Annotated in this window: 18 protein-coding genes; 8 read left to right on the plus strand and 10 right to left on the minus strand. The window is 74.8% G+C overall.

The genetic code is table 11. The annotated features are described in order from the left end of the window. The first annotated feature begins 54 nt into the window (after positions 1–54). A complete protein-coding gene (locus IE98_RS0106665) occupies positions 55–963 on the plus strand; it encodes a zinc-binding dehydrogenase (protein WP_030265677.1) in 909 nt (302 codons plus the stop codon). 136 nt (positions 964–1,099) lie between these two features. On the opposite strand, the gene IE98_RS0106670 is transcribed toward IE98_RS0106665, so the two are convergent. From IE98_RS0106670 to IE98_RS0106690, 5 genes are read right to left on the minus strand one after another with little or no spacing between them, the layout of a single operon-like run. Beyond that, positions 1,100–1,693, minus strand: a complete 594-nt coding sequence (locus IE98_RS0106670) for a GTP-binding protein (protein ID WP_030265685.1) — start codon at positions 1,691–1,693, stop codon at positions 1,100–1,102. Continuing rightward, positions 1,674–2,102 carry a DUF742 domain-containing protein gene (locus IE98_RS0106675; protein WP_030265688.1) on the minus strand — a complete coding sequence of 143 codons (429 nt, stop codon included), beginning with the start codon at positions 2,100–2,102 and terminating at the stop codon, positions 1,674–1,676. The genes IE98_RS0106670 and IE98_RS0106675 overlap by 20 nt, the downstream gene beginning before the upstream one ends. 5 nt (positions 2,103–2,107) lie before the next feature. Beyond that, positions 2,108–2,518 carry a roadblock/LC7 domain-containing protein gene (locus tag IE98_RS0106680; RefSeq protein ID WP_030265689.1) on the minus strand — a complete coding sequence of 137 codons (411 nt, stop codon included), beginning with the start codon at positions 2,516–2,518 and terminating at the stop codon, positions 2,108–2,110. Then, complete coding sequence (locus IE98_RS0106685) at positions 2,515–5,184, minus strand: nitrate- and nitrite sensing domain-containing protein (protein WP_052390206.1); 2,670 nt, start codon at positions 5,182–5,184, stop codon at positions 2,515–2,517. Before IE98_RS0106685 ends, IE98_RS0106680 begins: the two co-directional genes overlap by 4 nt. A gap of 60 nt (positions 5,185–5,244) precedes the next feature. Continuing rightward, positions 5,245–6,042, minus strand: coding sequence for an MHYT domain-containing protein (locus tag IE98_RS0106690; protein ID WP_030265694.1), 798 nt, complete (start codon positions 6,040–6,042; stop codon positions 5,245–5,247). A 378-nt stretch (positions 6,043–6,420) separates the two neighbouring features. Between IE98_RS0106690 and IE98_RS0106700 the strand changes: the two genes are divergently transcribed. Continuing rightward, a complete protein-coding gene (locus tag IE98_RS0106700; RefSeq protein WP_052390207.1) occupies positions 6,421–9,177 on the plus strand; it encodes a cellulose binding domain-containing protein in 2,757 nt (918 codons plus the stop codon). 213 nt (positions 9,178–9,390) lie between these two features. On the opposite strand, the gene IE98_RS0106705 is transcribed toward IE98_RS0106700, so the two are convergent. Both IE98_RS0106705 and IE98_RS0106710 read right to left on the minus strand, forming a co-directional pair. Beyond that, positions 9,391–10,737 (minus strand): cytochrome P450, encoded by a 1,347-nt coding sequence (locus IE98_RS0106705; RefSeq protein WP_030265702.1) that lies wholly within the window; start codon positions 10,735–10,737, stop codon positions 9,391–9,393. A gap of 114 nt (positions 10,738–10,851) precedes the next feature. Next, on the minus strand, positions 10,852–11,919 hold the full coding sequence (locus IE98_RS0106710) for an RNA ligase (ATP) (RefSeq protein WP_030265705.1): 1,068 nt from the start codon (positions 11,917–11,919) through the stop codon (positions 10,852–10,854). Positions 11,920–12,142: 223 nt separating this feature from the next. On the opposite strand from IE98_RS0106710, the gene modA reads away from it, so the two are divergent. From modA to IE98_RS0106725, 3 genes are read left to right on the plus strand one after another with little or no spacing between them, the layout of a single operon-like run. Beyond that, on the plus strand, positions 12,143–12,970 hold the full coding sequence (gene modA, locus IE98_RS0106715; RefSeq protein ID WP_030265708.1) for a molybdate ABC transporter substrate-binding protein: 828 nt from the start codon (positions 12,143–12,145) through the stop codon (positions 12,968–12,970). Next, the gene (gene modB / locus IE98_RS0106720; RefSeq protein ID WP_030265711.1) at positions 12,967–13,791 is read left to right on the plus strand and encodes a molybdate ABC transporter permease subunit; all 825 of its coding nucleotides are present in this window, start codon (positions 12,967–12,969) and stop codon (positions 13,789–13,791) included. Before modA ends, modB begins: the two co-directional genes overlap by 4 nt. Before the next feature lie 19 nt (positions 13,792–13,810). Continuing rightward, positions 13,811–14,872, plus strand: a complete 1,062-nt coding sequence (locus tag IE98_RS0106725; protein ID WP_030265715.1) for an ABC transporter ATP-binding protein — start codon at positions 13,811–13,813, stop codon at positions 14,870–14,872. Positions 14,873–14,874: 2 nt separating this feature from the next. On the opposite strand, the gene IE98_RS44310 is transcribed toward IE98_RS0106725, so the two are convergent. The 3 genes from IE98_RS44310 to IE98_RS0106740 form a co-directional block, all read right to left on the minus strand. Then, positions 14,875–15,690, minus strand: a complete 816-nt coding sequence (locus tag IE98_RS44310) for a hypothetical protein (protein WP_052390209.1) — start codon at positions 15,688–15,690, stop codon at positions 14,875–14,877. Between the two features lie 129 nt (positions 15,691–15,819). After that, a complete protein-coding gene (locus IE98_RS0106735) occupies positions 15,820–16,467 on the minus strand; it encodes a response regulator transcription factor (protein ID WP_030265718.1) in 648 nt (215 codons plus the stop codon). Next, positions 16,464–17,627, minus strand: coding sequence for a sensor histidine kinase (locus tag IE98_RS0106740; protein ID WP_030265721.1), 1,164 nt, complete (start codon positions 17,625–17,627; stop codon positions 16,464–16,466). Before IE98_RS0106740 ends, IE98_RS0106735 begins: the two co-directional genes overlap by 4 nt. Before the next feature lie 129 nt (positions 17,628–17,756). Here IE98_RS0106740 and IE98_RS0106745 point away from each other — a divergent pair, with 129 nt between their 5' ends. The 3 genes from IE98_RS0106745 to IE98_RS0106755 all read left to right on the plus strand — a co-directional run bounded on the left by IE98_RS0106745 (position 17,757) and on the right by IE98_RS0106755 (position 20,555). After that, positions 17,757–18,665, plus strand: a complete 909-nt coding sequence (locus IE98_RS0106745) for an ABC transporter ATP-binding protein (protein WP_030265727.1) — start codon at positions 17,757–17,759, stop codon at positions 18,663–18,665. Continuing rightward, positions 18,662–19,399: an ABC transporter permease gene (locus tag IE98_RS0106750; RefSeq protein WP_030265728.1), complete on the plus strand. Its 738-nt coding sequence runs from the start codon at positions 18,662–18,664 to the stop codon at positions 19,397–19,399. Before IE98_RS0106745 ends, IE98_RS0106750 begins: the two co-directional genes overlap by 4 nt. Before the next feature lie 196 nt (positions 19,400–19,595). Then, complete coding sequence (locus IE98_RS0106755) at positions 19,596–20,555, plus strand: DMT family transporter (RefSeq protein ID WP_030265731.1); 960 nt, start codon at positions 19,596–19,598, stop codon at positions 20,553–20,555. The last annotated feature ends 10 nt before the right edge of the window (positions 20,556–20,565 follow it).

Here is a 20,565-nt window from a genome sequence, read left to right on the forward strand (position 1 = left end):
GCCGCCGCAGCCCACCGCTCCGCACCGACGAACCCACGAATCCGAGGGACCCGCATGCGCGCGATCGTCAACACCCCTGCCACCGGCGACGTGGCCTTCCGCGAGGTCGCCGACCCCGCTCCCGCCGCCGGCGACGTCCTCATCGACGTCAAGGCGTTCTCCGTGAACCGCGGAGAGATCCTCAACCTGCCCACCAACGACGAGGGCTGGCGGCCCGGTTGGGACGTCGCCGGCGTGGTGGCGGAGACCGCGCACGGCTTCACCGCCGGCCAGCGCGTGGTGGCGCTGTCGCTCGCCGACGGCTCCTGGGCCGAGCGCATCGCCGTACCGGCCGGCTTCGTCGCCGCCCTGCCGGACACCGTCGGCTTCGCCGAGGCCGCCACCCTGCCGGTCGCCGCGCTCACCGCGCTGCGCCTGGTCCGCGAGTCCGGCACCCTGCTCGGCCGGCGGGTGCTGGTCACCGGGGCGGCGGGCGGTGTGGGCCGGATCCTCGTCCAGCTGGCCGCCGCGGCCGGTGCGGAGGTCACCGCCGTCGCCCGGAACACCGAGCGAACCAAGGGCCTCACCGAGCTGGGGGCCGCCGCGGTGGTCACCGACCCGGCCGAGGCCGGGGGCCCGTTCGCGGTGGTGTACGAGGCCGCCGGCGGTGCCTCGCTCACCGCGGCACTGGAGCTGGTCGGCCCCGGCGGCACGGTGTTCAGCTACGGCAACTCCTCCGGTGAGGACACCCCGGTCTCCTTCTTCCGTTTCTTCGGTGGGCACGAGCAGGCCGTCCTGCGGCACTTCGTGTTCGTCACGGGCGCGCCGGTGGACGAGGACCTCGCGACGCTGGCCGGGCTGGTCGGCTCGGGGTCGCTCTCGGTGGAGATCGCCTACCGCGAGGACTGGCAGCGGATCAACGAGGCGCTCGCCGCCGTCCGCGAGCGCCGGGTGGCCGGCAAGGCCGTACTGACCATCGGCTGACACCCGACCACCGGCCGGCCCCCGGCCGCCGGCCGACTCCTCACGTCGGCCGGCGGCACGGGCCGCGGGGCGGGGCGGCTGCGGTGCCGCCCCGCCCCGCTCGGGTGCCGTCGGCCCGGCCCGGCCCGCGTCGCGCTCAGCGGCGGGTGTCGGCGAGCAGCCGGGCGGCGTGCACCCGGCCCGCGTGCTCCACCAGATCGACCAGCACCTGCTTGCCGGACGCCCGCCGCCGGGCGTCGCAGGCCACCACCGGGGTGTCCGGGTCGAGGTCGAGCGCGCGGGCCACCTCCTTCGGGCCGAAGTCCCGGGTGCCGGCGAAGCGGTTCACCGCGACGACGAACGGGATGCCCCGGTGCTCGAAGAAGTCCACCGCCGGGAAGCAGTCGGTCAGCCGCCGGGTGTCGGCGAGCACCACCGCGCCGAGCGCGCCCTGCGCCAGCTCGTCCCAGAGGAACCAGAACCGGTCCTGGCCCGGGGTGCCGAAGAGGTACACCGACAGACCCTCGCGGATGGTGATCCGGCCGAAGTCCATCGCCACCGTGGTGGTGGTCTTCTGCTCCACCCCGCCCAGGTCGTCCACACCGCGGCCGGCCGCGGTCAGCTGCTCCTCGGTGCGCAGCGGCCGGATCTCGCTGACCGAGCCGACCAGCGTCGTCTTGCCGACGCCGAAGCCCCCGGCGACGAGGATCTTCAGCGCGAGGACGGAACCGTCAGAGAGCGCGGAGTCCATTGATGACCTCCTGGAGGATGTGCTCGTCGGGGAGCAGGGCGGGCGGGACGGGCCGGCTGACCCGGATGTACTCGGCGTCCAGCAGGTCGCCGAGCAGCACCCGCACCACGCCGAGCGGCAGGTCGACGTCGGCGGCTATCTCCGCGACGGAGAGCGCGTTGCCGCGGCAGAGGTCGAGGATGACGGCCTGTTCGGGGCCGACGGGCAGGTCGACGCCCTCGGGAACGTCGCTGACCACCAGCGCGATCAGGTCGAACTCGGCCCCGGCCGGCCGGGTGCGGCCCTTGGTCACCGCGTACGGGCGGACCATCGGGCCGGCCGCGTCGTCGTACCAGTGGACGGGCGAATCGGGCGGCGGCGGGTAGCCGAACGGGCTGCCCGGCAGGTAGCGGCGCGGCGGGTACGGCATCGGTCTCAGCCCCCCGCCGTGCTGCGCGGCGCCGCGTACAGGTGCTCGCCGACCCGGCGCACCAGGCGGGCCATCTCGTAGGCGATCAGCCCGAGGTCGGCGTCGGCGGTGGAGAAGACGGCGAGGCAGGTGCCCTGACCGGCGGCGGCCACGAAGAGGAAGCCGTGCTCCAGCTCGACCATCGTCTGCCGGACCTCTCCGGCGTCGAAGTGCCGCCCGGCGCCCTTCGCCAGGCTGTGGAAGCCGGAGGCGACCGCGGCCAGGTGCTCGCCGTCCTCCCGGCCGAGTCCGGCGGAGGTGCCCATCGCCAGGCCGTCCGCGGAGAGCATCACGGCGAACCTCACCTCGGCGACCCGGGAGACGAGTTCGTCGAGCAGCCAGTTGAGCTCGCCCGCGTGGTGCGTGGTCCCGATCATCGGTGCTCTCCTCCGGTGGGGTTCGGTCGGATCGGTGGCTCGGTGGCGCCGCGGGCCCAGCCGCGCTGGAAGGCGGACATCGCGGCGCGGGCCTCCTCGGGGTTGCGGCCGACCGGCTGTCCGCCGTCCCGGCGCGGTGCCGTCGGCGGCCGGGCCGGGGCCTCGCGCAGCTGCGGGACGAGGCTGGCCTGCCGGACCCGGCGCGGCAGTTCGCCGTCGCCCCGGTCCTCCCGGTCGCCGGCCGGGGCGGCCTGCACCGCGCGGGCGGGAGCGGCCGCCGGACGGCGGGCCGGTGCTGCCGCGGGCCGCCCTGCGGGCACCGCCGGTGCGGGCGCCGCAGGTGCGGGCGCCGCAGGTGCGGGCGCCGGGGGCTCGGCCGACCGGGCCGGCGGCACCGACGGCACACCTGGTGCGGGCCTCGTCCCGTCGGCCCGGAACGGCGTCGGCCGCAGCACCCCCGGATCGCCCCCGAGGGCGCCGAAGGGCGCGGCCGTCGGCAGCGGGCGGACGATCGGCGGATCGAGCTGCTCCGGCCGCTCGGGCCGCTCGGGTGCCGGCGCGACCGGCAGTACGTCCTCGGCGGGCTTCGCCTCGGCCGCCGTCCCGGTCTCCAGCAGGGCGTTCGGCAGCAGGACCACCGCCGTGGTGCCCCCGTACGCGGAGGGCCGCAGCGACACCCGGACGCCGTGCCTGCGGGCGAGGCGGCTGACCACGAAGAGGCCGAGCCGGTCGCTGTCGAAGAGGTCGACCTGCTCGGACGCCTCGATCCGGCGGTTGGCGTCGGCGAGCGCCTCCGGGCCCATGCCGAGGCCGCGGTCCTCGATCTCCACCGCGTAGCCGTTGCCGACCTGCTCACCGCGGACGTGCACCCTGGTGTGCGGCGGCGAGAAGCCGGTGGCGTTCTCGACGAGTTCGGCGACCAGGTGGGTGAGGTCGGCGACGGCCTGCCCCGAGACCGCCGCGTACGGCAGCCGGTGCACCTCGACCCGGGCGTACTCCTCGACCTCGGCGACGGCGGCCCGCACCACGTCCATCAGCGGGACGGGCTTGCGCCAGGCCCGCCCGGGCGCGGCCCCGGAGAGGATGATCAGGCCCTCGGCGTGGCGGCGCATCCGGGTGGTGAGGTGGTCCAGGCGGAAGAGGTCGGCCAGCTCCGCCGGGTCCTCGGTACGGCGCTCCATCGCGTCCAGCAGGGTGAGCTGGCGGTGCACCAGGACCTGGCTGCGCCGGGCGAGGTTGACGAAGACCCCGGACACCCCGGACAGCACCTCGGCGCGCTCCACCGCGGCGGTGACGGCGGCCCGCTGCACCCGGCCGAGAGCGCCGCGCACCTGGCCGATCTCGTCGCCGCCGTGCGGCCGCAGCGGCGCCTCGGCGGCGATGTCGATCTCCTCGCCGGCGCGCAGCCTGCGCATGGTCGCGGGCAGGGTGCGGCCGGCGAGTTCGAGGGCGGAGTTGCGCAGCCTGACGAGTTCGGTGACCAGGCCGCGGCCGATCTGGACGGAGATCAGCAGCGAGGCGAGCACGGCGGCGAGGCCGAGCAGCACGGCGAGCCCGGCGGGGGTGAACAGCCCGAGCGCGTACGGGTCGGAGCGTTCGGCGGCGGCGCTGCCGGCCGCCCGCTCCACCCCGGCCAGACCGCGGGCGGTGGCGTCGGCCAGGTCGGCCCAGCGGTCGGCGGGCACGGTCTGCAGGGCGGCACGCCCGTCGGGGGCGTCCCGGACGGCGTCCTCCAGGCGCACGAGTTCGCGGTAGTCCGCACCGCCGGTGACGGCCTGCAGGGCGGAGCGGTCGGCCGGGCGCAGGTCGCGCGAGGCGGTCTGCGCGAAGAGCCGCCGGGCGTAGACGGCGGCGCCGAACTCGCCCCGCTGGGCCTCGCCGAGACCGCCGGCGGTCTGACCGGCCCGCAGCAGGGAGTCCTCGCGGGCGAGCAGTTCGCGGGCCCGGGAGAACTCCAGCAGCACCCGGGCGTCGGAGGCGACCCGGTGGTCCTGCAGGGCGGTGACCGAACCGGTGACCTCCAGGGCGCGGTCGATCGCGGCGCTGTAGGCGGCGTACGTCTCGGGCCAGCCGGCCTGGTGCTGGAGGACCTTGGCGCGCAGCGCGGGCAGGGCGGCGACGGCTGCGGTGAGTTCGTCGACCCGGCCGGCGGTCTCGTCGCCGAGGCCCTCGGCGTCGGCCCGGTTGTAGCCGTCGGCGAGGTGCAGCGGGGCGGCGGCCCGGTCGGTCGCGGCGGCGGCCTCGCGCAGCGCGTTCTCCCGGCCGGGCGGGCCGCCGGCCAGCAGCTGCCCGGCGGCGGTGCGTTCGGCCTGCAGGCCGGCGACGGTGGCGGCGACCGGGTCGAGCACCGTCCGGGTGACGGCCTTGAGGTGCAGGGTGTCCCAGACGCCGCGGGCGGTGGTGACGGTGGCGAAGGACCAGAGGGCCAGCACGGAGACCACCGGCACCATGAGCAGGGCGACGATCCTGGCGCGGACGGTGCGGGGGCGCAGCCGCAGCCCGGCCGAGCGGGCCGGGGCCGCGGCGGGGCCGGGGCCGTCGGCGGTCTCCTCGCGGGCCTGCGGGCCGCGGTGCCGGCCGGCGGGTCCGGTGCGGCCGGGGCTGCGGCCGGCGGGGCTCGGTCCGGTCGCCGGTGCGCTGCGCGGGGTGCCGCGGCGTACTCGCATGGGGCGCGGGGTCCTTTCGAGCGGTGGCGTCAGGGGCGCCCGTGACCGTGGTGTGCGGTCCTAGGCGGCGCGGTCGAGGTCGGCGGCGCCGAGGTCCTCGATGGCGAGCTCGCCGGCCTCGCGGTAGGCGGCCCGCTCCTGGGCGGTGGGGGACAGGGCGACGAACGCGGAGGTGAGGAAGAGGAAGGAGCCGAGGCCGACCGCGAGCGGGAAGACGAACTGCATCGGGGTCGCGCCGCCGAGGTCGGTGCGGGCCGGGTCCAGGTGGACGTGGACGGCGGCCATGCCGGTGTAGTGCATGCAGCTGACCGCGACGCCCATGATCAGGGCGGCGCCGCCGGCGGCCACCAGGGTGCGGATGGCGACGGCGGCCCAGAGCGCCGCGGTGGCGGCGCCGACGGCGATCGCGACGGACAGCACCACGGTGGCCGGGGCGTACTCCACCGTGCCGTGCAGCCGCAGCGCGGCCATGCCGAGGTAGTGCATGGCGGCGACGCCGACACCGGTGGTGAGGCCGCCGAGCAGGATGCTGCGGCCGCGGTGCCGGCCGTAGCCGACGGTGAAGACGCCGATGCCGACGACCACGACGGCGACGAGCAGGCTGAGGACGGTCAGCGGGACGTCGTAGCGCAGCTCGGTGCCCTCGACGGTGAAGCCGAACATAGCGACGAAGTGCATGGTCCAGATCCCGGAGCCGATCGCGGCGGCGGCGGTGAGCAGCCAGTTGCGGCGGGACGGCCCGGTCGCGGACAGCGCCCGCAGGGTGCACCGCAGACCGAGCGCGGCACCGACGCAGGCCATCAGGTACGACAGGGCCGGGGTCGGCCAGCCGAAGCTGACGTGGTTCATGGTTCCCATCAGGGCCTCCGAAGGACGTGACCGGACGGTCGGTCATATGCCGTTCGCACGTGCGAAGGGCTTCTCGGATGCGGTGGACGCTACCCAGCGTCCGCAAATGGTCACCGGAAGATGTGAAAAGCTGCCCGTCGGGCCCGGCGGGTGTGCTCGAATGGGCGGGCTCCGTGTGCCCGGAACGGCTGATGGCCTGTCATGTCCGGTTGCGGACAGGGCTCGTGCTCCGCCCTTCTGCCCGGACACGGCCGCGGTTAGGGTCACGCCACGACGGCCCGCACGACGCGCCCCACCCGTTGCGCGGGGGCATCCCTCCCCACGGTCGCGTCGACCGTGGTGGCCCTCTCCCCACCCCTCGCGGGCCCGCGAAGGAGTCCGTTCCCCATGCCCCCTGTCCTCTCCCGTCCCCGGACGGCCGTCACGGCGCTGGCGGTGAGCTGCGGCCTGGCGGTGTCCTGGCTGGCCGGCCTGCACAGCACCGCCACGGCCGCCACCGAGGCCACCTCCGGCACCTACACCTGGAGCAACGCCAGGGTCGACGGCGGCGGCTTCGTCCCCGGCATCGTCTTCAACCAGACCGAGAAGGACCTGGTCTACGCCCGCACCGACATCGGCGGCGCGTACCGCCAGGACCCGGCCACCAAGAAGTGGATCCCGCTGCTCGACTCCGTCGGCTGGAACGACTGGAACCTCACCGGCGTCGCCTCGCTCGCCACCGACCCCGTGCAGACCGACCGGGTGTACGTCGCGGCCGGCAACTACACCAACAGCTGGGACCCGAACAACGGCGCCATCCTGCGCTCCACCGACAAGGGCAGGACCTGGGCCCGCACCACCATGCCGTTCAAGATCGGCGGCAACATGCCCGGCCGCGGCATGGGCGAGCGGCTCGCCGTCGACCCCAACGACGACCGGATCGTCTACTTCGGCGCGCCCGAGGGCAACGGCCTCTGGAAGTCCACCGACTACGGCGCCACCTGGGCCAAGGTCACCGCCTTCCCCAACGCCGGCAACTACCAGCAGGACCCGACCGACACCAGCGGCTACCTCAGCTCCAACCCGGGCGTGCTCTGGGTGACCTTCGACAAGTCCAGCGCCGCCGCGGGCGCCGCCACCAGGACGGTCTACGTCGGCGTCGCCGACAAGGAGAACAACGTCTACCGCTCCACCGACGGCGGCACCACCTGGACCCGCCTGGCCGGCCAGCCGACCGGCTTCCTGCCGCACAAGGGCGTGCTCGACAGCACGAACGGCTACCTCTACCTCGCCACCAGCGACACCGGCGGCCCGTACGACGGCGCCAAGGGCGACGTCTGGCGGTACGACACCAAGGCCGGCACCTGGCTGCAGATCAGCCCGGTCAAGTCCTCCGACTCCGGCGCCTACTTCGGCTACAGCGGCCTGTCGGTCGACCGCCAGCACCCCAACGTGGTGATGGTGACCGGCTACAGCTCCTGGTGGCCGGACACCCAGATCTACCGCTCCACCGACTACGGCGCGACCTTCAAGCCGATCTGGGAGTACAACGGCTACCCGAACCGGGTCGACCACTACACCCTGGACACCACCACCTCCCCGTGGCTGAGCTGGGGCAACCACCCCTCGCCGCCGGAGGAGACGCCCAAGCTCGGCTGGATGACCGAGTCGCTGGAGATCGACCCGTTCAACTCCGACCGGATGATGTACGGCACCGGCGCCACCCTCTACGGCACCGACAACCTCACCGCCTGGGACGCCGGCTCGAAGATCACCGTCAAGCCGATGGTCGAGGGCCTGGAGGAGACCGCCGTCCAGGACCTGATCAGCCCGCCCACCGGCGCCCCGCTGATCAGCGCGCTCGGCGACATCGGCGGCTTCCGCCACACCTCGCTGACCACCACCCCGGCGATGATGTTCCAGTCGCCCAACCACGGCACCACCACCGCCCTGGACTTCGCCCAGACCAACGGCAACACCGTCGTCCGGGTCGGCAACACCTCCAGCGGCTCCACCGACAAGCACATCGCCTTCTCCAACGACAACGGCGCCAACTGGTACGCGGCGAGCAGCGAGCCGAGCGGCATCACCTCCGGCGGCACCGTCGCGCTCTCCTCCGACGGCACCCGGGTCGTCTGGTCCCCCGGCGGCGCCTCCCCCGTGGCCGGCGCCTTCGGCGGCAGCTCCTGGACGACCGCGGGCGGCCTGCCGGCCGGCGCGAGCGTGCAGGCCGACCGGGTCAACCCCAAGAAGTTCTACGGCTACGCGGCCGGCGCCTTCTACCTCTCCACCGACGGCGGCGCCACCTTCGCCAGGACCGCGGCCACCGGCCTGCCGGCCAAGGGCAACGTCCGCTTCAAGGCGCTCACCACCACCGAGGGCGACGTCTGGTTCGCCGGCGGCGCCGACGACGCCGCCTACGGCCTGTGGCACTCCACCGACTCCGGCGCGTCCTTCACCCGGCTCGCCGGCGTGGACAAGGCCGACAGCATCGGCTTCGGCAAGGCCGCGACCGGCACCTCCTACCCCGCGCTCTACACCAGCGCCCAGATCGGCGGCGTCCGCGGCATCTTCCGCTCCGACAACGCCGGCGCCACCTGGGTGCGGATCAACGACGACAACCACCAGTGGGGCTGGACGGGCGCCGCGATCACCGGCGACCCGCGGGTCTACGGCCGGGTGTACGTCTCCACCAACGGCCGCGGCATCATCGTGGGCGACACCTCCGTGGTGACCACCGTCTCCCCGTCGCCCTCCGCCTCGGCCTCGGCTTCCGGCTCGAACCCGGCCTCGCCGTCGCCGTCCGCCTCACCCTCGGGCTCGACCTCTCCCGACCCGGGGTCCTCCTGCGAGGTGACCTACGCGGTCAGCAGCCAGTGGGGCGGCGGCTTCGGCGCCAACGTGACCGTCAAGAACACCGGCGGCACCGCGGTCAACGGCTGGACGCTGAAGTGGTCCTTCGCCAACGGCCAGACCGTCAGCTCGCTCTGGAACGGCGCCGTCACCCAGACCGGCGCCGACGTCACCGTCGCCAACCTCGGCTACAACGGCAGCCTCCCGGCCAACGGCGGCACCACCTCGTTCGGCTTCAACGGCACCTGGACGGGCACCAACACCAAGCCCGCCTCCTTCACCCTCAACAACACCCCCTGCACCGTCAAATAGGCGACAGCTGAACCAGGGGCGCGTGGGTGGGCCTCCCGGCCCAAGGCTGGGGGGGAGAACTGCGCGATTCGGATGCGGGCCACCGCACGGACCAAGGCTCACCCCGAGCTGTCCGGATGCCCACTCCCGCACTGCGCAGTTCCCCGCGCCCCTATCGGCACACCCCTCACGCCGGGACAACCCATCGGGGGCGCGGCCCATGTGCGCCTCCCCCTACCTCCGGGTGAGGCGGATGCGGACGGGGCCGCGGGCCTCCAGGGTGATGGCCTGGCCGAGCGGGACGTCCGTGTCGACCGTCTCGACCTCGAACTCCCGCAGGACGGCGGCCAGCGCCAGCACCGACTCCAGCATCGAGAAGTGCTGGCCGATGCAGGCCCGCGGTCCGCCGCCGAAGGGGAACCAGGCGTAGCGGTGCCGACCGGCCTCCCGCTCCGGGGTGAACCGCTCCGGGTCGAACCGCTCCGGCTCCTCCCAGTGCCCCGGGTGGCGGTGCGTCACGTACGGAGAGACGAGGACGTCCGCACCGGCGGGGATCCGGACGCCGCCGATCTCGCTGTCGGCGACCGCGCGCCGCCCGATCACCGCGGCGGCCGGGAACAGCCGCATGGCCTCCTTCAGCACGGCCGTGGTGTACGACAGGGCGGCGAGGTCGTCGGCCCGCGGCGGCCGGTCGCCGAGCACGGCGAGGGCCTCCTCGCGGGCGCGCTTCTGCTCCGCGGGGTTCTTGCCGAGCAGGTGCAGGGCGAAGGCCAGCGAGGTGGCGGTGGTCTCGTGGCCGGCCAGCAGGAAGATCAGGACCTGGTCGCGGAGTTCGGACGGGTCGAGCTGCTCGCCGTCCTCGCCGCGGGCGGCGGCGAGGAGCCCGAGCAGGTCGTCGGAGTCCTGGCCGGCGCGCCGGGCGATGATCGCGTCGCAGACGGCGTACAGCTCGCGTTCGGCGGCCCGGGCCTCGCGGTTGCCGGGGGTGGGCCACTGCCGGGGGACCCGGACGGGGGCGAAGCCGCGGTCGCGGACGTAGGCGCCGAGCACCGGGAAGCTGCGGCGGACGGCGCCGATGGCCTCCTCCACGTCGGTGCCGAACAGGATCCGGGCGACGGCCCGCAGGGCGAAGCCGGACATCTCCTCGGCGGCGTCGACGACCCCGCCGGGGACGGTGGCCCAGCGTTCGACCAGGGCGGCGGACTCCTGGGCGATCGCGTCGGCGTAGCCGTCCACCCGGCGCTTGGTGAAGAGCGGCTGGACGAGCCGGCGCTGTCGCTGGTAGTCGGCGTCCTGGGCGGTGAGCAGGCCGTTGCCGAGGCTGAGCCGGACCTCCTCGTACATGGTGTTGTCCTTGCGGAAGTCCGCGGCGCGGGTGGCGAGCACCTGCTGGGCGCCCTCCGGCGAGAACACCATGTAGAACTCGACGCGCAGCCCCGGCGGCCCGGCGGTGAAGCGCACCACGTCGCCGTGCTCGCGGTGCGCGGCGAGGTAGGCGGCGAGCGGGTCGCGGGTCAGGTCGAGCATCGAGCCGATCAGCGGCAGCCCCGTCGGGCCGGGTGTCCGGGTGGTGGCCTGCACAGTGTCCCCCTCGGGTTGGATCTCTCCTGTTTCCATAGTGACTGAGTGGTCGTCAGGAGAGTAGGGCGTGCGTGCGGACGTCACGTGACGGTCCGCACACACGCCCGGCCCGGGTCACTCGTACTCGGTGCCGCCCTTGCGGGTGAGGTAGGCGCCGCCGACCGCCTTGGCGATCGCCCGGCCGCCGGTGACGGGGCTGTACCGCTCGGTCCGCGTCCGGACGACCACGCCCTCGCGGATGTGCAGCTCCTTGCCGGAGACGGTCTCCCGGCCGTCGGCGAGCTCCAGTACCACGGCCTGGTCGTACGGGCCGCGCCACAGCTCGGGCACCACCGGCAGCTCGCCGTCGAGCACTTCGGCGGCGTCGAGCCAGCGCAGTTGCCCGTCGACGACGGCCGACACGTCGAACACCGCGTAGCCGGGGAGTTCGGTGCGGCCGGAGGCGCCGTAGGAGAGGTCCTGCACGCCGGCGCCGAAGACCTCGCCGAAGACGCCGACCCGGCTGGCGCCGATCCGCTCGGCGAGGGCCGCGGCCACCTCGGGGACGCCGTGCGCCCGCACCGCCCGCCAGTACAGGTTGGTGTCGTCCTCCTTGAGGGCCAGGCCCTGGGCGCCGATGCCCTTGGAGGAGACCTGCACCTCGCCGGACTCGGCGTGGTAGGTGACCAGGCAGCAGCTGCCGTGCACCTTCTCGGTGACGACGACCGGCTCGCCGGGCTCGAAGACGGTCGGGAAGCGCTTGAGGTTCTCGATGTCCACCCAGGGCAGCAGGTCGGGGGCGGCCTCGACGTCGCCGTTCATCTGGGTGGGGACCGGCGGGCGCCACTTGGTGATGCCGAGGCGCTCCGCGAAGTCCTCGCCGCTCTCGGCGGCCGCGGCCAGGTCGACGTCCGCCAGGTCGGCGGGGCGGCAGACGATGCCCTGCGAGAGCTCGCCGCGCAGCCGGACGGCCTTGACCCGGTCGGTGTTGGAGCCGGCCAGGCGCCCGGTCAGTCCGAGCTCCTCGATCAGCGCGGCCGGCAGCACGGCCTGCTCGGGGATGTACACGGCGGTCTCGCCGGTGCGGTACGCGCCCTTGGCGACCACCGCCCGGTACAGGCCGATCTGCGCCAGTTCCAGGGCGTCGGCGTTCGGGTGCTCCAGGATGGTCAGGTGTTCCGCGGTGACGCGCAGTGTGGACATCGGTGTCCCTCCCCGTTCGATACGACGGGGAACACTCTGGCGGCGGCCCGGCGGCGGGGCCAGGGATTTTCGACCCGGGCCATCGCACATGCGAGAGGTGGGGCGTCCACATGCTGGCCTGTGCGATGAAACAGGGGACGTGTGGCCCGCATCTACGACAGTATGATCGCCGTTGTCACCGCACCTCCGCGCCTCCCAGCGGCGCGGCAGAAGGGGAACCCCCATGAGCACCGCAAGACGCCGTTCCGCCGTCGCCGCCCTCGCCGCGATCGCCCTCGCCGCCGGTCTCACCGCCTGCGGCAGCAGCGGCACCGCGAGCAGCAACGCCGCGCCGGCGTCCTCCACCGCCTCCGCAGGGGCCCCGTCCTCGGCCGCCAAGGTCTCCGGCAACCTGACCGTCTTCGCCGCCGCCTCGCTGAAGGAGACCTTCACCGCGCTCGGCAAGAAGTTCGAGGCCGCCAACCCCGGCGTGAAGGTGACCTTCAACTTCGGCGGCAGCTCGGCGCTCGCCCAGAGCATCGTCTCCGGCGCCCCCGCGGACGTCTTCGCCGCCGCCAGCCCGGCCACCATGAAGACCGTCAGCGACGCCAAGGCCGCCGAGGGCACGCCGCAGGTGTTCGTGCGGAACACCCTGGAGATCGCCGTCCCCAAGGGCAACCCGAAGCACATCGCCGCCCTCAAGGACCTCTCCGGGGTCAAGGTCGCGCTCTGCGCCAAGGAGGTGCCGTGCGGCGCCGCCGCCCTGAAGGCCCTCCAGGCCGGCGGGGTCACCATCACCCCCGTCACCCTGGAGCAGGACGTCAAGGGCGCCCTCACCAAGGTCGAGCTCGGCGAGGTCGACGCCTCGCTCGTGTACAGGACCGATGTGCAGGCCGATGCTGCGAAGATCGAGGGTGTGGAGTTCCCCGAGGCGGCGAAGGCCGTGAACGACTACCCGATCGCCGCACTGGCCAAGGCGCCCAACGCCCCGGCCGCCGCCGCCTTCGTCGCGTACATCCGGTCGGCCGAGGCCTCGCAGGCCCTGACCGCCGCGGGCTTCCAGGCGCCGTGACGCCCACGCGCGCCGTGACCCGCCGCCGCGCCCGGCGCGGCGGCGGGCGGGTGCCGTACGCCCTGCTCCTACCGGCCCTGCTGGGCCTGGCCTTCCTCGTCCTGCCGCTGGTCGGGCTGCTGGTGCGCGCGCCGTGGAGCGCCCTGCCCGAGCAGCTCTCCAGCCCAGAGGTGTGGCAGGCGCTCCGGCTCTCGCTGATCTGCGCAACGGCGGCCACGGGGGTGTCGCTGGTGCTCGGAGTGCCGCTGGCCTGGCTGCTCGCCCGCACCGAACTGCCCGGCCGGCGGCTGGTGCGGGCCCTGGTGACGCTGCCGCTGGTGCTGCCGCCGGTGGTCGGCGGCGTCGCCCTGCTGCTCGTCCTCGGCCGCAACGGCATCGTCGGCCGCTCGCTGGACTCGGCCTTCGGGATCACCCTGCCGTTCACCACGCCCGGCGTGGTGCTCGCCGAGGCCTTCGTCGCGATGCCCTTCCTGGTGATCAGCGTGGAGGGCGCGCTGCGCGCCGCCGACCCGCGCTACGAGGAGGCCGCGGCCACCCTCGGTGCCTCCCGGCTCACCGCCTTCCGCCGGGTGACCCTGCCGCTGATCGCGCCCGGCATCGGCGCCGGTGCGGTGCTCGCCTGGGCGCGGGCGCTCGGCGAGTTCGGCGCCACGATCACCTTCGCCGGCAACTTCCCGGGCCGCACCCAGACCATGCCGCTCGCCGTCTACCTGGCGATGGAGTCCGAGCCGGAGGCGGCCATCGCGCTCAGCCTCGTCCTGCTCGCGGTGTCGATCGCCGTCCTCGCGGGCCTGCGGGAACGCTGGATGTCGACCCCGTGACCCGTCCCCGGAGCACCCGATGACCCCGCCCGCCCTGGATGCCCGGCTGCGGGTCGACCGTGCCGCGTTCTCGCTCGACCTCGCGCTCACCGCCGCCCCCGGCGAGGTGCTGGCCCTGCTCGGGCCGAACGGCGCCGGCAAGTCCACCGCGCTGCGTGCCCTCGCCGGCCTGCTGCCGCTCACCGACGGCCGGCTCGCCCTGGACGGTGCGGTGCTGGAGGATCCGGCGGCCGGCCTGCACACCCCGGCCGAGGAGCGCCCGGTCGGCGTGGTCTTCCAGGACTACCTGCTCTTCCCGCACCTCGGCGCCCTCGACAACATCGCCTTCGGCCTGCGCTGCCAGGGCCTGCGCAAGTCCGCCGCCCGGGAGGCCGCCCGGCCCTGGCTGGAGCGGATGGGCCTCGCCGAGCACGCCGCCAGTCGGCCGCGCAGTCTCTCCGGCGGCCAGGCGCAGCGGGTGGCGCTGGCCCGGGCGCTCGCCGTCCGGCCGCGGCTGCTGCTGCTCGACGAGCCGCTCGCCGCCCTGGACGCCCGGACGCGGCTCGACGTCCGGGCGCAACTGCGGCGGCACTTGGCCGAGTTCGAGGCGGTCGCGGTGCTGGTCACGCACGACCCGCTGGACGCCATGGTGCTCGCCGACCGGCTGGTGGTGATCGAGGACGGCCGCGAGGTGCAGTCCGGCACGCCCGCCGACATCGCCCGGCACCCGCGCACCGACTACATCGCCCGCCTGGTCGGCCTCAACCTCTACCGGGGCACCGCCGACGGACGCACCGTCACCCTGCCGGACGGCACCGTGCTCGCCACCACCGAGCAGCTCACCGGCCCGGCCTTCGTGGCCTTCCCGCCGGACGCGGTGACCCTGCACCGCGGCCGCCCCGACTCCAGCGCCCGCAACGCCTGGCCGCTCACGGTGGCCGGTCTCGACCTGCACGGCGACCGGATCCGGGTCGACCTCGCCGGCCCGCTGCCGCTCGCCGCCGACCTCACCCCGGGCGCGGCCGCCGAACTCGACCTCGCCCCCGGCCGCGAGGTCTGGGCCACCGTCAAGGCTGCCCAGACCCACGCCTACCCGGCCTGAGGTCAGGCCTTCTTCACCTTCTTCTCGAACACGGAGAAGTCCACGACCTGGTCGGCCGGCGGCTCCTGCACGGTGAAGGGCTTGTCGAACTCGCTGAAGTCGAAGGCGGCCGGCTCCTTGCCCTGGAGCTGCTCCATGCGGACCAGGTAGGGCTTGCCCTCGGTGGCAATGTGGAGGGTGACGGTCTCGCCGTCCTCGGTGGTGACGGTCAGGCCGAAGGTCTTCACGCCGTTGGTGGTGCCGGCGCCGCCCTTGGCGATCTTCTCCTTGCCCTTGTCGCTGTCGTCGGCGAACAGGCCCTTGATCAGGTTGCACATCATGGCGGCCTCCGCCAGCTCCGCCCGGCTGTCGCCGCCGGTGATGAAGCGCCCCTTGAAGAGTTCGGCGGCGATCGCGGCGTCCTGGGCGGTGGCACCCGGCTCCTTCGCCACGGCCTTCTTCCAGGTCGTCTCGTCGGCCTTCAGCCAGGTCTTGGTGCCCGAGTGCCGGAGCTCGAACTGGCCGATCTCGGGGGAGGCGACGGTGCCGCTGCAGTTCCCCTGCTTGTCGGAGGTCAGGTGGACGGCCAGCTTGCCGCCGTCCATCGTCAGCTCGCCGTCGACCTTCACCGAGGCGAGGGCCGCCATCGCGGCGTGCGCCCGGTCGGAGATCTGGTCCGCGGTCAGGGTGTCCACGGCCAGCGTGGGCACGGGGCTGGCGGACGGCTTGGCCGGCGCGGGAGCGGCGGCCGGGCCGTTCTTGTCACCGTTGCACGCCGTGGCACCGGTGGCCAGCAGGGCGCACAGGACGGACGCGGCGACGGAACGCTTGGAAAGCATGGGGATCCCTCTTCGACGGAACACGAGCGGGGATCAGTATGGGACCGGGGGGTGACACTCCTTCCGCCGGGGCCGCCCGCTTGACCAGGCCTTTCCACATCCGCAGCGGCGCCGCGCGCGGACGTGCCGTCACGCCGGGGTGACGAAGCCCGATTCGTAGGCGGTGACGACGGCCTGGGTGCGGTCGCGGGCGCCGAGCTTGCCGAGGACGGCGCTGACGTGGGTCTTGACGGTCTGTACACCGAGCACCAGCTCCTCGGCGATCTCCGCGTTGGACAGGCCGCGGGCCATCAGCCGCAGCACCTCCGCCTCGCGGGCGGTCAGCCCGGCGCCGGCCAGGGCCGCGGCCGCCCCGGCGTCACTTCGCCCGGCCGCCAGCCGGCGGACGGCGGCGGGGAAGAGCAGCGAATCGCCGGCCTCGGCCAGCCGGACGGCGTGCACGATCTCGGCCGGCCTGGCCCGCTTGAGCAGGAAGCCGGCGGCACCGGCCCGCAGCGCCTCGTACACGTAGTCGTCGTTCTCGAAGGTGGTGAGGACGAGGATCCTCGGCGGGGCGTCGGTGTCGCGGAGGATCGCGCGAGTGGCGGTGAGGCCGTCCACCTCGGGCATCCGGACGTCCATCAGCACCACCTGCGGCCGCAGTGAGCGGACCAGGCCGAGCGCCTCCGCGCCGTCCGCCGCCTCCCCCACCACGCGCAGGTCGCCCTGGGCCTGCAGCACCGCGCGCAGGCCCGTCCGGACGAGTTCCTCGTCGTCCACCAGCAGGATGTCGATCATCCGGCCAACCGTATCGGCAGGCGGACGGAGAGCACCCAGTCACCGTCGGCGCGGCCGGCCTCGGCCTCCCCGCCGAGCAGGACGGCCCGTTCCCGGATCCCGCGCAGCCCCCGGCCGCCGGCGGCCCGTCCGCCGCGCGGCGGGCCGACCGGCAGGGCGGTGGCGCAGCGCAGGTCGAGCCGGCCGGCGTCGAGTGCGGCCCGGACCCGGATCGGCGTGCCGGGCGCGTGCTTGAGGGCGTTGGTGACGCCCTCCTGGACGATCCGGTAGGCCTCGCGGGAGACCACGCCGGGCAGCCGGGCGGCGAGTGCCGGGTCGATGGACGCCTCGACGGGGCTGCCGGCCGCCCGGGCGGCCTCGAACAGGGCGGGCACCCGGTCGAGTCCGGGCCGCTCGGCGGCGGCGCCGTCCGGGGTCTCGCGGAGCAGGACGAGCATCCGTTCCAGGTCCTCCATGGCCTGCCGGCCGGTGGTCTCGATCGCCTCCAGGGCCTTCTCGCGGAAGGCCTGGTCGGCGACCTCCCGTGCGGCGCCGGCCTGCAGCACGGTGACGGTGAGGGCGTGGCCGATCGAGTCGTGCAACTCCCGGGCGAGCCGGTTGCGTTCCAGCAGGCGTTCGGCGCGCAGCTCCGCTGCGGCCAGCCGGTCCGCCGCGGACGGGCCCAGCAGCCGCACGGCCAGGGCGAGTTGGAGCCGTCCGGCGAGGACGACCAGCCAGAGCAGGGCGAGGCCGAACGGCGGCACCAGCAGCGGCCCCCAGGGCGGGGCGGTCAGCAGGTCGACGGCGGTCGTCAGCCCGTGGACGGTGGCCAGCCCGGCCGCGAAGCCGAGACCGACCCGGGCGACCAGCCAGACCGCCGTCCGGCCGCGGTCGCGCCAGCCCGCGGACGGCGCGACCCCGATGGTCTCCTCCCGGCCGGGCACCAGCAGCAGCCCGGCGAGCACCCCCTCGGCCCGCCGGGTGGCCGGCAGCAGCGCGGCGAGGCCGAGCAGCGCCGCATCCAGCGCCGCGCTCACCGCCACCACCCACCACAGCGGCCGTCCGGTCTCGGTGCCCGGGTACACCAGCAGGACGACGGCGACGAACACCGTCCCGGTCAGCAGGTGCAGCCAGCGCGCGTAGGTGGCGGCCCGGAACAGCGGGGCGAGGAAACGGGGCACGACGCGATCCTCCCAGCTCGGCGCGGTGCACCGCCTCCCTCCCGGGAGGGAGACGGTCCACTCCCGGGCGGGATCCCCCGGCGCCGCCGGCCCGGTTGGCTGGAGGCATCGACCAGGGGAGGTACGACGGTGATCGAAGTCAGGAACCTGACCAAGCGGTACGGCGCGACGACGGCCGTGGACGGACTGGACTTCCGGGTGGAGCCGGGCCGGGTGACCGGCTTCCTCGGCCCGAACGGCGCCGGGAAGTCCACCACCCTGCGGATGGTGCTGGGGCTGGACCGGCCGACCGCGGGCGAGGCGCTGGTGCACGGCCGCCCGTACGCCGAACTCGACGCACCGCTGCGCCGGGTGGGCGCCCTGCTGGACGCCCACGCGGTGCACGGCGGCCGGACGGCCCGCGGCCATCTGCGCTGGCTCGCGGCGAGCAACGGCCTGCCGCGGCGCCGGATCGACGAGGTGCTGCAGCAGGTCGGGCTGGCCGAGGCCGCCGACCGGCGGATCAAGGGCTTCTCGCTCGGCATGCGGCAGCGGCTCGGCGTGGCCGCCGCCCTGCTCGGCGACCCGCCGGTGCTGCTGCTGGACGAGCCGGTGAACGGCCTCGACCCGGAGGGCATCCGGTGGATCCGCACCCTGCTGCGCGGTCTCGCCGGCGAGGGCCGGGCGGTGCTGGTCTCCTCCCACCTGATGGCCGAGATGGCGCTCACCGCGGACCACCTGCTGGTCGTCGGCCGGGGCCGGCTGCTGGCCGACCTGTCCACCGGGGCCTTCCTGGCGCAGCACGGGCGGACGAGGGTCCGGGTGCGCGCCGTCGACCCGCTGAAGCTGGCCGACCTGCTGCGCACCTCGGGCACGGCGGCCGAACCGGTGGAGGGCGGCGCCTGGGAGGTCACCGGCACCGCCCCGGAGGAGATCGGCGCACTGGCCGCCCGGCACGGTGTCGCCCTGTACGAACTGTCGCTGTTGCAGGACTCGTTGGAGGAGGCTTTCATGCGGATGACCGCGGACGCGGTGGAGTACCGGGCGGTGGCGGCATGAGCGCGGCGTTCGCCCTCCGCGCGGAGTGGGCCAAGTTCACCACACTGCGCTCCCAGTGGATCACCCCTCTGCTCGCGGTGCTGCTCACCACCGGCATCACCGCCGCCGTGCAGGCCGCGTACGGCCGCGTCGACACCTCGCTGACGGACGACCCGGCCGGCGGCATCTACTACGGCCTGCTCTTCGGCCACGTCGCGGTGGTCTGCAGCGGCATCCTGCTGATCGGCCAGGAGTACGCCTCCGGCACGGTGCGGGCCTCACTCGCGGCGGTGCCGCGGCGCGGCCGGTTCTACGCCGGGAAGCTGCTGCTGGGCACCGGGGTCGGGCTGGTCGTCGGGCTGCTCTCGGTGGCCGGCGCGCACCTGGCGACCTCCGCCACCGTGGGCCTGGACCTCGGGCAGCCCGGGGCGGTGCGCAGCATCGTCGCCGGTGTGCTGTACCACCCGCTGCTGCTGGTGATCTGCCTCGGCGCCACCGCGATGCTGCGCAACCTCACGGCCGCCATGGGCCTGCTGACGCCCGCGGTCTTCCTCGGGACGACCTTCCTCACCGCGGTGCCCGGGGTCCGCGAGGCCGCGTACTTCCTGCCGGACCGGGCCGGCCTGTACGCGACGACCTACCGCGCCGACCCGGCCGTCCCCTACGGCCACTGGACGGGCCTGCTGGTGATGGCGCTCTGGGCGGCGGCCGCCGCGTGGGGCGGGCTGGTCTCGCTACGGCGGCACGACGCCTGACCGCGCGGGCCCGCGGCGGGGGTCGGGGGTGGGGCGGGTAGGGTGGCGGCCGTGCATCTGGCTGTTCTGCCACCTCCCGCCGCCTGAGCGGGCGGCGAGGCCACGGAAGACCGTGACTCCGGGGTGAGGCCCCGGGGCGGCCGGCGCTGCCCGCGGACGGGACCGTGCGACCGACCTCTTCTGTGGGAGAACACCCATGTCCACCCCCTCCGCCCTGCCCGTCGGCCGGGGCCTGCTCTACATCACCTTCTCCGCGACGGCCTGGGGCACCGCCGGTGCCGCCGCCGCACTGCTGTACCAGGGCAGCGGGCTCGGCCCGCTGGCCCTCACCTTCTGGCGGTCGGTCGGCGGGGTCGTCCTGCTGCTGGCCGTCCGGGCCTGCACCGGGCGCCGGCGCGGTGACCGGCAGCGGCCGGCGGGTGCGGTCCTGCCGCTGCGCCGCCGGATCGTCCGGATCGCCGTCAACGGCCTCGGGCTGACGGTCTTCCAGGCCGCGTACTTCGTCGCCGTCCAGCAGACCGGTCTGGCGGTGGCCACCGTGGTGACCCTCGGGTCGGCGCCGGTGCTGGTCGCCGTCGGCGCCCGGCTGACCATGGGCGAGCGCCTCGGCGGGGCAGGCCTCGTGGCCGTGCTCGGGGCACTGGCCGGCCTGGCCGTCCTCGTCCTCGGGGACGGCGGCAGCGGCGAGGTCCGGCCCGCCGGGGTGCTCTGGGCGCTGGTGTCGGCCTCCGGGTACGGCTGCATCACCCTGTACACCCGTTGGCTCGGCCGGGCCGGTGAGACGCAGAGCCCGTCGGCGACGACGCTGTGGTCGTTCGCGGTCTGCGCGGTCTGCCTGCTGCCGTTCGCCCTCGCCGAGGGGTTGCTGCCGCAGTCCGCGGGCCTCGGCCGGACGGTGCTGCTGCTGGTCTACCTGGCCTCGGTGCCGACCGCCCTCGCGTACGCGCTGTACTTCGCGGGCGCCGCGGTCGTCCGGGCCACCACCGCCTCGGTGATCGCCCTGATCGAACCGGTGAGCGCGACCGGGATCGCCGTCCTGCTGCTGGGCGAGCACCTGACCGCGGCGACCGCCGCCGGCACGGCCGTCCTGCTCGCCTCGGTCACCGGCCTCGCCGTCGCCGAGGCCCGCCCGGCGGCCCGCCCCCGCCCGGCCTGAGGGGTTCGCC

The organism is Streptomyces sp. NRRL B-24484, from assembly GCF_000717715.1.
Lineage (GTDB): Bacteria > Actinomycetota > Actinomycetes > Streptomycetales > Streptomycetaceae > Kitasatospora.

Coding starts and splice junctions, on each gene's coding strand:
- IE98_RS0106665 (WP_030265677.1), top strand. CDS start 55: ATGCGCGCGATCGTCAACACCCCTGCCACCGGCGACGTGGCCTTCCGC.
- IE98_RS0106670 (WP_030265685.1), bottom strand. CDS start 1,693: ATGGACTCCGCGCTCTCTGACGGTTCCGTCCTCGCGCTGAAGATCCTC.
- IE98_RS0106675 (WP_030265688.1), bottom strand. CDS start 2,102: ATGCCGTACCCGCCGCGCCGCTACCTGCCGGGCAGCCCGTTCGGCTAC.
- IE98_RS0106680 (WP_030265689.1), bottom strand. CDS start 2,518: ATGATCGGGACCACGCACCACGCGGGCGAGCTCAACTGGCTGCTCGAC.
- IE98_RS0106685 (WP_052390206.1), bottom strand. CDS start 5,184: ATGCGAGTACGCCGCGGCACCCCGCGCAGCGCACCGGCGACCGGACCG.
- IE98_RS0106690 (WP_030265694.1), bottom strand. CDS start 6,042: ATGGGAACCATGAACCACGTCAGCTTCGGCTGGCCGACCCCGGCCCTG.
- IE98_RS0106700 (WP_052390207.1), top strand. CDS start 6,421: ATGCCCCCTGTCCTCTCCCGTCCCCGGACGGCCGTCACGGCGCTGGCG.
- IE98_RS0106710 (WP_030265705.1), bottom strand. CDS start 11,919: ATGTCCACACTGCGCGTCACCGCGGAACACCTGACCATCCTGGAGCAC.
- modA (WP_030265708.1), top strand. CDS start 12,143: ATGAGCACCGCAAGACGCCGTTCCGCCGTCGCCGCCCTCGCCGCGATC.
- IE98_RS0106725 (WP_030265715.1), top strand. CDS start 13,811: ATGACCCCGCCCGCCCTGGATGCCCGGCTGCGGGTCGACCGTGCCGCG.
- IE98_RS44310 (WP_052390209.1), bottom strand. CDS start 15,690: ATGCTTTCCAAGCGTTCCGTCGCCGCGTCCGTCCTGTGCGCCCTGCTG.
- IE98_RS0106735 (WP_030265718.1), bottom strand. CDS start 16,467: ATGATCGACATCCTGCTGGTGGACGACGAGGAACTCGTCCGGACGGGC.
- IE98_RS0106750 (WP_030265728.1), top strand. CDS start 18,662: ATGAGCGCGGCGTTCGCCCTCCGCGCGGAGTGGGCCAAGTTCACCACA.
- IE98_RS0106755 (WP_030265731.1), top strand. CDS start 19,596: ATGTCCACCCCCTCCGCCCTGCCCGTCGGCCGGGGCCTGCTCTACATC.